The sequence below is a fragment of the Riemerella anatipestifer genome, assembly GCF_009670965.2.
GTDB lineage: Bacteria > Bacteroidota > Bacteroidia > Flavobacteriales > Weeksellaceae > Riemerella > Riemerella anatipestifer_B.
Genome location: NZ_CP073239.1, coordinates 252,959 through 267,949 on the forward strand (window position 1 = coordinate 252,959; position 14,991 = coordinate 267,949).

General features: G+C 36.7%; 15 protein-coding genes and 1 riboswitch. Of the genes, 3 read left to right on the forward strand and 12 right to left on the reverse strand.

The window, feature by feature from the left end; genetic code table 11:
- Window positions 1–182: 182 nt before the first annotated feature.
- A complete protein-coding gene (locus D1J36_RS01185; protein WP_154137120.1) occupies window positions 183–1,385 on the forward strand; it encodes a hypothetical protein in 1,203 nt (400 codons plus the stop codon).
- 98 nt (window positions 1,386–1,483) lie between these two features.
- Window positions 1,484–2,203, forward strand: coding sequence for a DNA-binding domain-containing protein (locus D1J36_RS01190; protein WP_154137121.1), 720 nt, complete (start codon window positions 1,484–1,486; stop codon window positions 2,201–2,203).
- A gap of 151 nt (window positions 2,204–2,354) precedes the next feature.
- Here D1J36_RS01190 and rlmH read toward each other — a convergent pair whose 3' ends face one another.
- Window positions 2,355–2,828 (reverse strand): 23S rRNA (pseudouridine(1915)-N(3))-methyltransferase RlmH, encoded by a 474-nt coding sequence (gene rlmH, locus D1J36_RS01195; protein WP_154137122.1) that lies wholly within the window; start codon window positions 2,826–2,828, stop codon window positions 2,355–2,357.
- Between the two features lie 48 nt (window positions 2,829–2,876).
- Here rlmH and D1J36_RS01200 point away from each other — a divergent pair, with 48 nt between their 5' ends.
- Window positions 2,877–3,782 carry a YihY/virulence factor BrkB family protein gene (locus D1J36_RS01200; protein ID WP_064968242.1) on the forward strand — a complete coding sequence of 302 codons (906 nt, stop codon included), beginning with the start codon at window positions 2,877–2,879 and terminating at the stop codon, window positions 3,780–3,782.
- On the opposite strand, the gene D1J36_RS01205 is transcribed toward D1J36_RS01200, so the two are convergent.
- From D1J36_RS01205 to D1J36_RS01255, 11 genes are all read right to left on the reverse strand, one after another.
- Window positions 3,783–4,829 carry a YncE family protein gene (locus D1J36_RS01205; RefSeq protein ID WP_154137123.1) on the reverse strand — a complete coding sequence of 349 codons (1,047 nt, stop codon included), beginning with the start codon at window positions 4,827–4,829 and terminating at the stop codon, window positions 3,783–3,785. It lies immediately after the preceding gene.
- 12 nt (window positions 4,830–4,841) lie between these two features.
- Window positions 4,842–6,668: a TonB-dependent receptor plug domain-containing protein gene (locus D1J36_RS01210; RefSeq protein WP_154137124.1), complete on the reverse strand. Its 1,827-nt coding sequence runs from the start codon at window positions 6,666–6,668 to the stop codon at window positions 4,842–4,844.
- Between the two features lie 30 nt (window positions 6,669–6,698).
- Window positions 6,699–6,886, reverse strand: a riboswitch (cobalamin riboswitch).
- Window positions 6,887–6,936: 50 nt separating this feature from the next.
- The gene (locus D1J36_RS01215; protein WP_154137125.1) at window positions 6,937–8,793 is read right to left on the reverse strand and encodes a monovalent cation:proton antiporter-2 (CPA2) family protein; all 1,857 of its coding nucleotides are present in this window, start codon (window positions 8,791–8,793) and stop codon (window positions 6,937–6,939) included.
- Entirely contained in the window at window positions 8,793–9,323 is a 531-nt protein-coding gene (locus tag D1J36_RS01220; RefSeq protein ID WP_154137126.1) for an NAD(P)H-dependent oxidoreductase, read from the reverse strand. The genes D1J36_RS01215 and D1J36_RS01220 overlap by 1 nt, the downstream gene beginning before the upstream one ends.
- Before the next feature lie 62 nt (window positions 9,324–9,385).
- Window positions 9,386–9,961, reverse strand: a complete 576-nt coding sequence (locus D1J36_RS01225) for a hypothetical protein (protein ID WP_154137127.1) — start codon at window positions 9,959–9,961, stop codon at window positions 9,386–9,388.
- A gap of 30 nt (window positions 9,962–9,991) precedes the next feature.
- Entirely contained in the window at window positions 9,992–10,651 is a 660-nt protein-coding gene (locus tag D1J36_RS01230) for a hypothetical protein (RefSeq protein ID WP_154137128.1), read from the reverse strand.
- Window positions 10,644–11,138 (reverse strand): RNA polymerase sigma factor, encoded by a 495-nt coding sequence (locus D1J36_RS01235; protein ID WP_052911242.1) that lies wholly within the window; start codon window positions 11,136–11,138, stop codon window positions 10,644–10,646. The genes D1J36_RS01230 and D1J36_RS01235 overlap by 8 nt, the downstream gene beginning before the upstream one ends.
- Window positions 11,139–11,256: 118 nt before the next feature.
- Window positions 11,257–12,516, reverse strand: a complete 1,260-nt coding sequence (locus D1J36_RS01240; RefSeq protein WP_153935333.1) for a nucleoside permease — start codon at window positions 12,514–12,516, stop codon at window positions 11,257–11,259.
- 10 nt (window positions 12,517–12,526) lie between these two features.
- Window positions 12,527–13,123, reverse strand: a complete 597-nt coding sequence (locus D1J36_RS01245) for a bifunctional nuclease family protein (RefSeq protein WP_014938979.1) — start codon at window positions 13,121–13,123, stop codon at window positions 12,527–12,529.
- A 73-nt stretch (window positions 13,124–13,196) separates the two neighbouring features.
- Window positions 13,197–14,141, reverse strand: coding sequence for an electron transfer flavoprotein subunit alpha/FixB family protein (locus D1J36_RS01250; protein ID WP_154137129.1), 945 nt, complete (start codon window positions 14,139–14,141; stop codon window positions 13,197–13,199).
- 44 nt (window positions 14,142–14,185) lie between these two features.
- Complete coding sequence (locus tag D1J36_RS01255; RefSeq protein WP_154137130.1) at window positions 14,186–14,932, reverse strand: electron transfer flavoprotein subunit beta/FixA family protein; 747 nt, start codon at window positions 14,930–14,932, stop codon at window positions 14,186–14,188.
- Window positions 14,933–14,991: the final 59 nt, after the last annotated feature.

Consider the following 14,991-nt stretch of genomic DNA (forward strand, 5'->3'; position numbering starts at 1 on the left):
CCTTTCCTCTCGTTTTGTGTGTGTTTAGAGGGGGAAGGCGTTTTTTTAGGTTAGAGGTGAGATATGAGAGGTTAGAGCTTAGTATCTCCTCAACCTTTAAGTCTAGAATACAATCTCTAAAATCTAAAATCCAATATCTAACATCTATAAACTTTAAATATCAACTTCTAAAATTAAACATTATGAAAAAAACAACCAAACTAAGTGTAGGTGCCTTTTTAGGTCTAAGTCTAATAGCTTACGGACAAACCGAAGGTAAAGTGGGGATTAACACCTCATCTCCCAATGCTACTTTAGAGATAAAACCCAATACAACTAACTTGTTAGGCGCAACTAACGAGGGTATTATTGTGCCTAAGTTATCTAAAACAAGAGTCGCTAAGATGCCTTCCCCTCAAGAGGGAACATTAGTCTATGTAGTAGATGATGCTAAAGCAGAAGATGGCGGTGGCACAATAGCATCTTATACTGGTACCGATGCTAGAGTAACAGATATTACAGAAAAGGGCTATTACTATTACAATGGTACCAAGTGGGTTAAGAGTGCAGCTGGCACAGGCGTAAGTAACAATATCTACACTGCCGATGGTACATTAACTGGTACTAGACGAGTAAATATGGCGAATAATAATTTGTTGTTTTTAGGAGGTAAATTAGGGATAGGGACTTCGTCTATAGGTAATGCTTTATTAACATTAGATGCTGGAGTAGAGGGAATATCTATTAAAGGCAGTCAACAAAGTGGAAACACACAATTTTCAATTTCAGATGGAGCTTTGGAGCTTTATCGTAATCCAGACGCTAATATAATAGACCCAAAGGTTTTTGGTTATACAGACTATAAGTATAATACTTCACATGACTATAATGTGAGAATAGAAACAAGACTTTCGTCGCTAGGACAGAGATTTATCTCTTTTGCAGATAATCCCACTGGTGTAATTGGTGCAGGAGTTAGAACTATTAACTTTAATGTGACAACAGGACAAATACATGCATCAGAGTATAATGTCAGTACAGGAGCATTTATTATACCTGATTATGTTTTCCAAAAGTATTATACGGGGACCTCTAGCTTAAAGTCTGATTATAGCTTTAAAACATTGAACCAAGTTGAAGATTTTATTAAAGAAAAGGGACATTTACCTGGTTATAAATCGGCTGAGGAAATTAATAGACAAGGCTATATCAATTTAGCAGAAATGCAATTGAATCATCTAGAAAAGATAGAGGAACTCTATTTACATTCGATTGAACAAGATAAAGCAATTAAATCTCAAAAAGAAGAGCTAAAAGCTAAAGATACCATTATTAAAGAACTGAAATCAGAAGTTTCTAACTTAGAAACTCGTTTACAGAAGCTAGAAGCCTTATTAGTAAAATAATTTAATCTTTTCCTACTGTGATAGTATTGCAGTGAGGCTTTTTTATACTTCACAAAGTATTATAAACATCTAACACTAACATCAAAAATTTATACATTATGAATACCTTAAAAGCGTGGTTGCGTCCCAACCTACTCACGAAAGATGACCCAAACGATTTTGTAGCCGTACCTCTTCTAGGTGGTAGCCTCGGCATTACAGAAATCGTAGAAGCCCTCAAAAAAGAAGGTATGGAGATACAAACCGAAACCGCGGTAGATATCATTACCCGTTTTAACCGCAAAGCCTCGGAGTTGGTACTCAACGGGTATAGTGTGAATACTGGACTGGTGTATATGCGTCCTGCCATTAAGGGCGTGTTTTACGACAAAACTTGGGATAAAGAGAAACACTCCGTATATGTAAATGTAAACCAAGGTCTAGACCTTAGAAAAGCGGTAGCAGACACTAAGGTAGAAATCCTAGGCGAGCAGTCTAGCCCAATGAGCGTGTTCAGCATCACCGACAAAGCCACAGGCAAGGCAGACGGCACCCTTACCAAAGGTAAGAATGCCGAAATCAAAGGTACTTACATTAAAATAGATGGCAATGCCCCTAAAAACGGTATCGTATTTAAAAACTTAGACAATCAGCAAGAAGTGAAACTCTCAACAGAGCATATTGTGCTTAACGAGCCGTCAAGGTTACTTATACTGGTTCCTACAGATTTAGAAGCGGGTAACTATGAGCTAAGTATTACCACGCAATATGCTAAAGGTGGGGTTACCACTAAAGAGCCTAGAGTGGGTGTACTTTCGGCACCAGTGGTTATTGGCTAAATAGGGAGCCATTCCCTAGCGTAATGAGGAGAGCCTCCCCACGGTCGTGGGGAGGCGTTCCCTATATCCATAGGGAGGTCTTCCCTAAATTTCATTGAGGTTCTATTTTGATATGGCATCAGACCACCTCATCTTAGAAATTAGTGATACCTCAATCGTTATGATAAGGTTTGCCTTGCAAGATTTGGTCTGCACGGTAGATTTGTTCTACAAAGAATAGCCTTATCATCTGGTGGGTAAAGGTCATTTTAGAAAGAGCAAGTTTATCGTTGGCTCGTTGGTAAATCTCTTCCGAAAAACCATACGCCCCGCCTATCAAGAAACACACCCGCTTAATAGACACATTCATATAATGATGGATTTGCTCCGAAAAAGCCCTACTGGTGAACTGCTTGCCCTTTTCGTCTAACAAAATAATGGTATCCGTACTTTCTATATGGTTGAAAAATAGTTTGGCTTCCTCTTTTTTAATCACTTCTGGGGTGAGGTTCTTAGCGTTTTTAATATCTGGAAGCTCTACGATGTCAAAATTATAGTATTTGGGTAGCCTTTTATGGTAGTAACTAATGAGGTTTTGTATTTCCTTTTGGTCTGTTTTTCCGATACATATCAATTTGAACTGCATAAGCAAAAGATTTATTTTTAATATATTTGCGGTACAAATATAGATTTAATGGCGCTAAAGACCCCTAAATTTCTTTTAAAAATTCACCGTTTTTTAGATTCTATCCACCTTCCTGTTTTAGAAATTTCTTTGTGGAAGATGTTTGAAATCTACGGGCAAGGGGTATTTAAAAATAATGTGGTAAAACAAGCTGCTAGTATCTCGTGGAGCTTCTTTTTGAGTATTTTCCCATTCCTGCTGTTTCTACTGTCTATTTTGCCTTATATGCCTCATTATGATAAACTCCAGTTCTATATTTTTGAGGTGTTTATGGCTAATATACTCCCCACCCATATGCTGCACGATGTTACGGAGTATATACAGAACAGCATTATCCCCAATATGAAAAGCATTAGCAAACTTACCATACTTTTTGCTTTGGTATTTGCTACTAATGGCACATTTTCCCTCATCAATGGGTTTAATGAAAATACCGACTCCAAAAGGACTTTCATCAGAGAATACACCATTTCTATCTTGGTTACTCTAGCCTTTGTAACCTTGATATTTCTCTCTCTTTTTGGGATTTACTACTCCGAAGTGGTGCTTAAACTATTCACGCCTAAATACAATCTCAACTGGCTTATTGTTAATCTATCTAAGATTATTGGGTTTATCTCGTTCCCGTTGTTTTATTTTATTTTGTTGAGCCTTTTCTATTGGGTAGGGTGTGTAAAAGTGAAAAGGTGGCTGTCTGCCGTTCCTGGAGCAGTACTCACCACCTTGTTATTTGTACTCATTACCTATGGATTTATCTTCTACGCTGCAAATTTCGCCAGATACAATGTACTCTACGGCTCAATAGGAACTATTATTTTAGCGATGATTTGGGTTAATCTCAACATTATCCTCATACTCCTAGGCAACGAGCTCAACCTCGCTATAGACCGAGTGAAAAGAAATAAGCTCCCTTAACTACTCCACTACGCTGTTAGGATAAAGCCCTGTAGAAATGGTTTTCTGTAAACCTGCTTCGTTAAAGAATAAAGCCTTAGCATTTCTGCCATCTAGCCCTACCGCAAAAATCTCATCTAGTTTAGATAATCTATAGAAAGAAGTTTCGGAAACTTGGGTACTCTTGGTAAGGTCAGAGCCTACCGCTGCCTTGTGTAGTTTGCCATCTACTAAGAAGAAATAAGACTGATTAACCTTTACAATTTCCTGAATACTTTCCTTTTTGTCGGGAGTTTGAGCCCAGTCGTAAGTTTTTTCTACTCCAGAGGCAGTAAGCGTCCAAATGCTACCGTCCACCGTGCTAGTGTAAGCCCAGTTAGCACTAGCATCGTAAAAGCCATCTCCCTTACAAGTAATAAGCACTTTGTTATCCTCTATTAAATAACCATTAGGATTGTAACCAATAGTGTAATATTTTTCCACCACATTGCTAGACGGATTAACAACGGCTAGTTTGTTATTTTTACCCCACCCCCCTTCTAGCAATGCATAAATCTTGTTTTGGAACGAGAATATCTTCTCTACCCCATAATCTACCGATATTTTAGCTACTTCTTTTAAAGTTGTTGCGTCTAGCACCAATATATAGTCGTCTGTATTATCAAGACCTTCGCCCCAATTGGTAATGTAAAGTTTACCATTAACTACCGTCATATATCTAGGATTTTTAAGCCCTGTGGTTACTTCAGCTTGTTTTTTCATGGTGTATCTGTTCACTTTTACCAATTTGTTGCTGTTATTAACAACAATGTAAAGGTCGTCTCCATTTCGGTAAGAAGACTGTGGCGTATCTCCTAGAGCTTCGCTGTTTACCTTCTGATACACCTTTTCTTCTGTGTTAGAAAAACCATAAGAAACATAATCTAAACTCCCATTGTTCTGACCGAAATAGCCTTCATTCAAAATAAAAAAGCCATTTTCATAATCTCCTTTTGGAGTGTAGTCTTCGTTTCTGTTACACGCTGTAAGTAATACTACAGCCGATAAAAAAGCTAGTGATTTCTTCATAAAATATGGATATTAAAAATTAGTTTTTAAAGTAGTTAAAAAATACCTGCCTGGCATAGGATAGCCTTGCATTGTGTTATAAGACTGGTCTAGAATATTCTGAGCTCTAATGTTAAGAGAATTACTAATGTTCTTTAATTTGAAATCAAACCCTAAACCTACATTCCACAAGTGATAAGGTGCTAAAAAATCTCTATTTATCTGGTCTGTGGCTCTCTCCGAAGTGAACAAATGTTCTAGCTCTAAGTGGTATTTTTTCCAATCTAAACTAAATGTATTAGAGTAGTTCCACCTAGGAATATAGATAAGTGATTTTTGAGTTCGCTGATTATAGGTTTCGGTGTAGGTCAGTAAATTATTAAAATTAAGCCCCACGCCCCCCCAAACAAAACGATGAGAAGACCTTGCTTGTCCACCTTTGGTAATAACAAAATCTAAATTAGTAGGTGTCCAAAAACCCATATCGTTAGGATACCATAATATCCAATCTTTTACCTCACCATAATGCACAGATACTCCTACAGATTGTGTGTTTCTGTATTTATAGCCTACACTCAACTCCCCCATCTTCCCTGCTTCGGGCTTTAGTTGTGGGTTTCCACCTTGTTTCCAATACAAATCGTTAAAGGTAGGTAGCCTGTAAGAAGTGGCATAAGAAGCCTTGATACTTAAATGTTTCAGAGGCTCTAATTCCACCCCCACATCGTAAGTAATAGGAATGCTAAACAAAGATGAGAACGACTTTCGCAAGTTAGCAGAAACCACACTCCAATCGTTAAAATTATAACGGTAATTCACAAACGAATGCCACTCTTTAAGCGGACTAATCCTTAGATTATCGCCACCTCCTGTGGTATATTTGGACTGAAGCCCCAGCGTTACCAATGATTTACTAAACGCTAACTTTGCAATATAGTTGGCAAAATAGTTTTCGGCAAAACTAACCGTCCCACCATCTTTGGCATTCATTCTAAACCTAAAAAACTCTTTGGTATAGGCAGATTGCAACTGCTGTTCAAAACCTCTATTATGATAAAACCAAGACACTTGCATACGAGTGCTTTCGTCATCTTGAATTTGCTGTGCTATGGGTTGTGCTTCGGTAGCTCCTACATTTCTAGACGCCCACTGATTCCAAATATTAAAGGAGATTTTATGCTTCCCACTAAGTTTATAGATGCTATTAAGATAAATATCCGCAATATCAAATCCTGAATTTCTTGTTTTACCTTTCTTACCAAATTTATCTCGGAACGGAAATTCGTTATCCGAACGAAGGTAATTCGCACCCACATTCCAGCTCCATCTAGAAGTATTGTTCTGTACCGAAAAGCTATTTCTGCTAAGTCCAAAACTGCCTAAGGCATTCTCTAACCTGTATTGCGTTGGCTCGTTAAAATTGGGATTAAATTCTAAAGCGAACACTCCGCCCAACGCTCCACTCCCGAAACCACTGCTCCCCGAGCCACTACGATAGGTTAAACTACTGCTTACATTAGAGCTGATAATATTAGCATCTACTTGCCCATTTAAAGAGGAGTTGATAGGAATGCCTTCCCAAGTAAATAAATGTTGAGATGGCGAAAGTCCCTTTATAGAAACTGATGCTAAATTGCCATAGCCGTAGTTCCTAATAACCGCTCCCGTCTGCTTTTGGAGTAGTCCTTCTATAAAAATCTCTGGATTGTTCTTTAAATCAACTTTAACCACCTCGTGTCCCACAGAAAGCAAAGTAGGCGACACCAGATTGATGGCTACGGTATCTATAACCGTTTCCTTCTGTTGAGCTTGCACAAAAAAGACCGACGATAGGCTCGTCAGCAAAACTAATCTTACCATATAAAATACTCTTCCTCCGAAAGTTTTTATTAAAATATCATTCGTTTGGCAGGTCTCCTGACTTTTGCATTTCTACGCCTTCCCGCATAACAATAATACAGTGGCAATAATGTAGAAACTTTATTAAAGCAATTTACAGTTGCGGGGACAGTTCAAGACTTTCACTTGATTCCCTTTTAATTAACCCAGTAGGCTAAACCAAAACTTCGGCAAAGATAGTTTTATTTTTTGATGTCTAGGCTCTAAATCACTGCAAAATATTCACTATTTAGCTTTTTTCTTCTTCCACCTCTTCCTCTTCGTCTAGCCAGTGTTCATCTTCAAACGAGATATTATCATCGGCTAATAAACGAGCTTCTCTTTCTAGAGATTCTTTAATGGTAAATGTCGTATCGCTGTCTATATCTTGCTTAGCTAAACGAATGGTAGAATCATTATCTATGGCGATAAATCTATTCGCTAATCTTCTTGCAGCGTATTTTCTAAAGCCTGATGCGTTTAAAATATCCACTCCCATATTAACCGCCGTTTCCAAGGTCTCTCTATAAATATTGTGGATACCGTCGTTAATAAAATCGTAAGCGTCTAAACGGTTTCTAGCCCTAACAAATATTTGCAAATGAGGAAAATGAGCCTTTGCCATTCTAATCATATACTTATTGCTTTCAGGGTCGTCTAAACATAGTACCAATATTTCGGCATTTTCAGCACCTGCTGCTCTCATAATTTCAACCCTTTTGGCATCGCCGTAATACACTTTAAAACCTTTCTGTCTAAGAAGATTCACACGGTTAGAATCGTTATCCAAGACCGTGGCTTTTATACCACTTACCTTTAACAAACGACCAACGGTACTCCCAAAATGCCCAAAGCCTACAATAATTATTTTTTTCTGTTTGATAGGTTCTGAAATTAAATCTGATACAGGTTCTTCAAATTTAACATTGAAATTAGGAGCGATAACCCTTTCATTTAGTAATAGTAAAAATGGCGTAATCATCATAGAAATCGCCACAACAGAAATCATTTGAGAGCTTATCTCTAAATCTAGTAAATTAAGTTTAACGGCAAAAGTGATAATCACAAAGGCAAACTCTCCCACTTGGGACATTCCGAAGGAATAGAGGAAGTTTTGGTCGTTGCTCATTTTAAACATCTTCCCTACCAAGAACAACACTCCAAACTTAACCAATGTTGCCAAAACAACCATTGAGAATATAAATAATGGGTCTTGCTGTATCACATTAAAGTTAATTGTAGAACCTACACTCACAAAGAAAACCGCCAAAAGCAAACCTTTAAATGGGTCTATTTGGCTTTCTAATTCGTGTCTAAATTCGGTATTGGCTAGCATCACACCTGCCAAAAAGGCTCCCAAAGCGGGGCTTAATCCTGCGAGTAGCATCAACTCGGAAACTCCTACCACCAAGAATAATGACGATGCGGTAAGCAACTCATTCATTCCTGAACGAGATACATATCTTAAAAAGGGCACAAAGAGATATCTACCTAAAAGAATAAGCACTCCCACACCTAATATCACCGAAAAGGGTTGCAGCCATTCTGGTAAATAAGTAATCAGTACTGATTTTTCTCCGCCACCTTCGGATTGCCCTGCCAACATCGGTAACAACGCCAAAATAGGAATTACCGCTATATCTTGAAATAATAAGGTGGAAAATGAAGCCTCTCCAGATACGGTATTAAATAGGTTTTTTTCCTTTAATGTTTGTAAAACAATCGCTGTGGAAGACATTGCAAATGCTATAGAAACTACAATATTAGTGGTAACCTCCCACCCTGCCAAATGCAATATCGGGAATATCAATCCGGAGGTAAATGCCATCTGAGAAAAGCCAAGCCCCAAAATACTTTTTCTCATAGCCCAAAATTTACGAGGCTCTAACTCCAAACCAATAATAAAGAGTAACATCACCACTCCAAATTCGGTACTGTGCATCACATCTTCTGCATTACCTGTAAGTTTCAATGCAAAAGGTCCCACCAAAATACCTCCTAAAATATAGCCTATAACCGAACTAAAACCAAACTTCCTTACAATAGGCACTAAAAAAATAGCAGCCCCTAGATAGACTAAAGTAATCTTAAATAAACTCTCTGACATTAATTCAAAAATTTAGAAATTTCCTGTTGAATTTCACTAACTTCTTCTATTGTTTTTTGCTTTGCGGCATACACACAAATCGTTTTCTCTACTGATACGCCTAGAGTTTCTAAACTCTTGGTAAGAGGCAATATAAAATCTTCTATAGACCTTTCATACATTCCTCCTTGGGTATAGGAATTTTCGGAGCCACCTGCACTTACAATTATCATGGCTTTTTTCCCTGCGAGTGGATTTTCATTCTGTTTACCAAGCCACTTCATATCCAATACCTCGCTTAACCATAAATTAAGCAGTGGTGGAATACCTAACCATATCAGCGGAAACTGAAAGATGAGTTTATCGTAATTCCTAATCCTTTTTCGTTCCCTAAATGCAGCGATATGAAAATTAGGATACTCTTCGTACAAATCTCTAAAAGTAATATTTTCTTTATCTTGGTAAAATGAAATAAGATGAGTATTAAATACCGAATATTCTAAAAACGGATGTGCAAATAATACTAAGGTTTTTTCTACTTTACTTTCCAATTTTATAGCGTTTGGCGTAAAGGTAATATTTTAAAACTTAAAAAGCAAATACGAGCTAAAGGCTATTTGTGTTTGTTTAACTGATTCCAAAAATCTAAGAACTCTGTTTTAACCTTCTTTGGCAAAGTTTTAAAATCATCATCAAAAATAGTATCAGAAAACTGACTTTCTACAGTTGTCCACATTTTGTAGGCTTTATTTTTATAAACAACTATTCCCCACACACGCTCTAATGGGCTATCCATACCATTTTTATACTCATCTATAATGTAAATAAACTCTGCATAGCCATCTTTGTCTATATCACTATACATCATTCTATTATTCACAAACGCCAAAGATTTATTTACGGGGTGTTCTAACTTTGTGCTAAACACTCTCTCAAAAACATTTTCTTGCTTTTTCTCAAATTTCTCTATATATAACAAATCATTTTCTGCTCCTGCCTTGTTTTTGGAAACTACAATATAGTTATTCGTAAGTCTATCATTAAACCCTATGGCAAACAATTTTCTATCACCTGAAAAAGGTAAATCATTTTTGGTTAAGTGAGTAGAAAACCCGTCTATAACGGTAGTTACTTGCGACTTAATAATTACATTTGATAGCAGTGCTAACACTAGAAGAATGTTTTTCATTTTCATACTTTTTATAGATTTGTTCTTTTTTTAAGACAATGCTTGAAGTTGTTTTAGTTTCTCATTTAGTCTTTTAATAATAATACCGTAAATCAGCCTATAATAAAGCCATATAAACCCAACTCCCAAAAAGATAGACACAACATAACTTACCAAAAACACCAAGAACTTCGGCTCTGAAAATGAAATATTTTGCACATAAGCCAAGTAAATAATTTCTGCCAAATACCCCAACATAATCACAAGAAACATCGCCAAATTAGCTAAGATAAAAGCATTTACTATTCTTCTAAATTTAATAATCTGAGTGATAAATTTCTTAAGGTTAGATTCTATACTTATCTTTTGATAACTGTAATAAAAAAGCAACACAAACAAAAGCGTAAGAATAAGACTTGCCCCTTTAATAAACAACTCTATATTATGATAGTTTTCAATTAAATGTGTGCCTATTTTAATATTCATTTTATCAAAAATATTCAGTAAGGCTGGCTCCCTCCTAACGGAACAAAACCCATAGATATTGAAAGCCAATATTACAAGAAATTCAGCAACACCTATCCAAAAAATAGTTTTTACATAATTGCGAGATTTCCTATTCAGCATTTGTTCTATCTGCCGATTATCGTAAGTAGGTTTAGGTTGCTCTCTCCAAACCTCTTTCATTTTATCTATATCAAAATTAGGCATATTGTTCCATTAGTGTTTTTAAAGTTTTTTTAAGACGGTTCATCTTCACCCTTGCATTAACCTCCGTTATCCCCAGAGTTTCTGCGATTTCTTTGTAGGACAATTCATCCAAGTACATCATTACAATAGCTCGCTCTACCTCGGGTAGCTTTTTTATCACTTTGTAAAGAAGTTCTACTTGTTGCCTTTGCTCATGCTGATTATCCTCGGGAGTATTATAAAAACCTTCATTAAGTTCGTTTGTTTTAGGTGATTTTGAGGATTTTCTAAAAAGTGTAATGGCTGTATTCAAAGACACACGATACATCCAAGTAGATATTTTGGACTGACCATTAAAAGAATCAAAAGAACGCCATAATTGTAGCACTATTTCTTGAAACAAATCTTGCTCATCTTCTAGCGTATTGGTGTACATTCTAGAAACTTTAATGATAAGCCCTTGATGGATTTTAATAAGTTCCGAAAAGTCTTTTTCTTTTTGAGACATTACTACTTTTATCGGCACGAAGATAACAAATTACCCCAATATATCTCATATCTAAATCAATAAAAAAACAGACCAATTTCTTAACTGGTCTGCCTTCTGTATTTATAAATATAAAATTTTAATGTTTTACTGTTGCTACTTCTTCTGGCTTATGTTTATGCTTAAACATCACCGCAAAAAGAACCGTAATTATTAAGGCATATATCGCAAATACCAGCCATATCTCGTGCCACATTTTATTCCCCGAAGCATCTAAAAAGAACGCATCTATCATTTTACCACTCACTACACTACCCATAATCGCCCCAAAGCCATTCGTCATCATCATAAACAACCCTTGTGCAGAAGAACGAATTTTCTCGTCTGTTGTCGCCTCTACGAATAACGAACCCGACACATTAAAGAAGTCAAACGCCATACCGTACACAATACACGATAGAATAATAAGCACCAATCCAAAGCCTTCTGGAGTACCATAAGCAAAGAATCCAAAGCGAAGTACCCACGCTCCCATACTCATCAACATTACTTTTTTGATACCAAATTTCTTTAAGAAAAACGGTATTGCTAAAATGAATAGCGTTTCAGATATTTGAGAAATAGACATAATAATGGTAGAACGCTCTACTACTAAGCTATTTTTGTATAATGGATTTTTACCAAAGTCTGATAAAAAAGTATCTCCATAAGCATTCGTAAGTTGTAACGCGGCACCCAAAAACATAGAGAACAAGAAGAACAACGCCATCTTATAACTCTTAAATAGTTTAAAAGCATTGAAGCCCATTTTCTCTTGCCAAGAAGCCTCTTTAGGAATCAAGTTCTGTGGTGGACACTTTGGAAGTGTAAAGGCATAAACACCCAACAACACCGCTACTATCGCCGCAATATAAAACTGATTTTCAGACGCCTTATTTCCTGTAAGATTGGTAGCCCACATCGCTGCGATAAACCCAACTGTTCCCCAAACTCTAAGACTAGGGAACACCTTAACTACATCATAATGATGCTCCTTAAGAATATGATAATTGATTGAATTGGACAACGCAATTGTAGGCATATAGAATACCATCGCTACCAACATTACCCAAAAAAAAGCCGTAGGGTCTGAAGCATGAGGCAAATAGAAAAGCGTCCCCGCATACGCAATGTGTAATATCCCGTAAAGTTTTTCAGCGTTTATCCACCTGTCTGCTACTATCCCTGCCAAAGTAGGCATAAAGATAGAGGCAATCCCCATTGTGGAGAATATAACCCCAAACTCTGCACCTCCCCATTGCTTAGTATCAAACCAAAAAGTAGCCATCGTAATAAGCCAAGCTCCCCAAACGAAATACTGTAAAAAATTAAGTACAGTAAGTTTTAGTTTTATATTCATTTTAGTATGTTTAGTCTATTGGTCTTTGTCGTTTCTTAATCTCTTCTTGCAACTGAAAAGCCAAGTCAAAATCTTCGTTTTTCACGGCTTCGTCTAGTTGCATTCTTAACTCTTCTAAAGATACTCTATTATCCCGTTTTTCATTATGAAATTCTGTAACTATATCCTCCTCTTCACTTAATTGTTGTATCTCTAAAAGAATACCTGCTTCTTCCAAAACCTCCTTAGTGGTATAAATAGACACCCCGAATCTCACCGCCATTGCTACTGCATCAGAAGTTCTCGCATCTAAGAACAAGGTTTCCCCTGTAGAATTATTTTTAAAATGGATATGAGAAAAGAAAACACCATCTATAATTTGATAAATTACAATATATTCTAAACTATAATTGGTATCTCTAATAAAACTAGCAAACAAGTCGTGCGTAAGAGGACGAACAGGTTTCAAATCTTTCTCCAAAGCTAAAGATATAGATTGAGCCTCAAAACTACCTATTACTACTGGTAATTTTATAGAACTCTCCACCTCTTCTAAAAGCAAAGCATAAGCCCCCGATTGTGTTTGGCTGTAAGAAATACCTCTAATAACTAGCTTTTTATAATCCATAGAGCAAAGATATATAAAAAACACCATACCCTTGAATAAGTATGGTGTCTTTTCTTCAATTTTATGATAAAATTTAGGCTCCTTTTATTGCTTTTATTTTTTCGGTAAGAGCAGGTATCACTTGGAAAGCATCGCCTACCACACCGTAATCCGCAGATTTAAAGAATGGTGCTTCAGGGTCATTATTGATAACCACAATGGTTTTAGACGAGTTAACCCCTGCTAAGTGCTGAATAGCCCCAGAAATACCTATTGCAATATATAAATTAGGTGCTATCGCTTTACCTGTTTGTCCCACGTGCTCAGAGTGAGGTCTCCAACCAATATCAGAAACTGGTTTAGAACAAGCAGTAGCCGCTCCTAACACTTGAGCCAACTCTTCTACCATTCCCCAATTTTCAGGACCTTTCATTCCTCTACCTGCTGAAACCACTACTTCGGCTTCTTTAAGGTCTAATTTTCCAGAAGATTGTTCATGGCTTACCACTTTTACATCTGTATTAGCCACACCTAAAGTCATCTCTTCCTCCGAACCTGAAACTGAATTTTCTTTTACTCCAAATGCGTTTTGGGAAACTGTTAATACTACATTACCATCAGCTTTAGCTACCATAAAAGCCTTTCCTGAAAAAGCTTTTCTTTTAACCTCTAAAGGTGCTACCGAAGTAGGTGCTTCTACCACATTAGTAATAAGAGGACTATTTTTAAGAACCGCCAACATTGGTGCCACAGAAGCCGCATCAGTAGTGTGAGGAAAAACCACTATTCCATCTACTACTTCCGCTATAGCTTTAGCATAAGCCTTAGCACTGAAAGACTTTAACCCTTCATCTTTAATATGGATAACTTTCTCTGCTCCATATTTATATAATAATTCTGAACTATCTGTAGCATTGATGCTTACAGCCGTTACGCTAGTTCCTGCTTTATCTGCTACAGCTTTAGCGTAAGATACCGCTTCAAAAGCTGCTTTTTTATAAACACCGTTTATATTTTCTGTATATACGAATATTGCCATTATTTTTGTTTTTATATGTTAAATTATATTATAATAAAACTCCCTTAGATTACCTTAGCTTCTTCGTGAAGAGCCTTTACAAGGGCATCTAAATCGTCTGGTGAGAATAGCTTAACAGAAGCTCTTGGCGGAACACTGTCAAAAGATACTGCACTTACCTTCACTTCGTTTTGAGACGGCTCTTGCACATTAAGAGGCTTAGTTCTTGCAGACATAATACCTCTCATATTTGGAATAATGAGTTCTTTTTCGTCCACTAAACCTTTCTGACCAGCAACTACCAATGGAAGTGATACAGAAACTGTTTCTTTACCACCATCAATTTCTCTTACTGCGGTAACTTCAGAACCGTTTACTTCTAACCCAACACAAGCATTAACGAAAGGTTGGTCTAAAAACTGAGCCAACATTGCTGGTACTGCTCCACCGTTATAATCAATAGATTCTTTACCACAAAGAACTAAATCATAACCACCTTCTTTAGCTACATTTGCGATTTCTTTAGCTACCGAAAAACTATCCTGCGGCTCTGCATTGATACGGATAGCATCATCTGCACCTATAGCCAACGCTTTTCTAATAACCGCTTCTGTACCTGCATCTCCTACATTAACTACGGTTACTTTTGCTCCGTTTGATTGCTGTAATTTAATCGCTTTAGTAAGTGCAAACTCATCTAATGGATTGATAACCCACTGAATTCCGTTTTTATCAAAAGCTGATTTATCTGCTGCAAAGTTGATTTTAGATGTAGTATCTGGAACACTACTAATACAAACTAATATTTTCATATTTTCTCTATTTTTATGTTTATAAATCGTTGCTAATATAACAAAAATATATTATGCAT

Coding starts and splice junctions, on each gene's coding strand:
- D1J36_RS01225 (WP_154137127.1), bottom strand. CDS start 9,961: ATGAAAAACATTCTTCTAGTGTTAGCACTGCTATCAAATGTAATTATT.
- D1J36_RS01230 (WP_154137128.1), bottom strand. CDS start 10,651: ATGCCTAATTTTGATATAGATAAAATGAAAGAGGTTTGGAGAGAGCAA.
- D1J36_RS01185 (WP_154137120.1), top strand. CDS start 183: ATGAAAAAAACAACCAAACTAAGTGTAGGTGCCTTTTTAGGTCTAAGT.
- D1J36_RS01210 (WP_154137124.1), bottom strand. CDS start 6,668: ATGGTAAGATTAGTTTTGCTGACGAGCCTATCGTCGGTCTTTTTTGTG.
- D1J36_RS01235 (WP_052911242.1), bottom strand. CDS start 11,138: ATGTCTCAAAAAGAAAAAGACTTTTCGGAACTTATTAAAATCCATCAA.
- D1J36_RS01250 (WP_154137129.1), bottom strand. CDS start 14,141: ATGGCAATATTCGTATATACAGAAAATATAAACGGTGTTTATAAAAAA.
- D1J36_RS01215 (WP_154137125.1), bottom strand. CDS start 8,793: ATGTCAGAGAGTTTATTTAAGATTACTTTAGTCTATCTAGGGGCTGCT.
- D1J36_RS01245 (WP_014938979.1), bottom strand. CDS start 13,123: ATGGATTATAAAAAGCTAGTTATTAGAGGTATTTCTTACAGCCAAACA.
- D1J36_RS01255 (WP_154137130.1), bottom strand. CDS start 14,932: ATGAAAATATTAGTTTGTATTAGTAGTGTTCCAGATACTACATCTAAA.
- D1J36_RS01190 (WP_154137121.1), top strand. CDS start 1,484: ATGAATACCTTAAAAGCGTGGTTGCGTCCCAACCTACTCACGAAAGAT.
- D1J36_RS01240 (WP_153935333.1), bottom strand. CDS start 12,516: ATGAATATAAAACTAAAACTTACTGTACTTAATTTTTTACAGTATTTC.
- D1J36_RS01200 (WP_064968242.1), top strand. CDS start 2,877: ATGGCGCTAAAGACCCCTAAATTTCTTTTAAAAATTCACCGTTTTTTA.
- rlmH (WP_154137122.1), bottom strand. CDS start 2,828: ATGCAGTTCAAATTGATATGTATCGGAAAAACAGACCAAAAGGAAATA.
- D1J36_RS01205 (WP_154137123.1), bottom strand. CDS start 4,829: ATGAAGAAATCACTAGCTTTTTTATCGGCTGTAGTATTACTTACAGCG.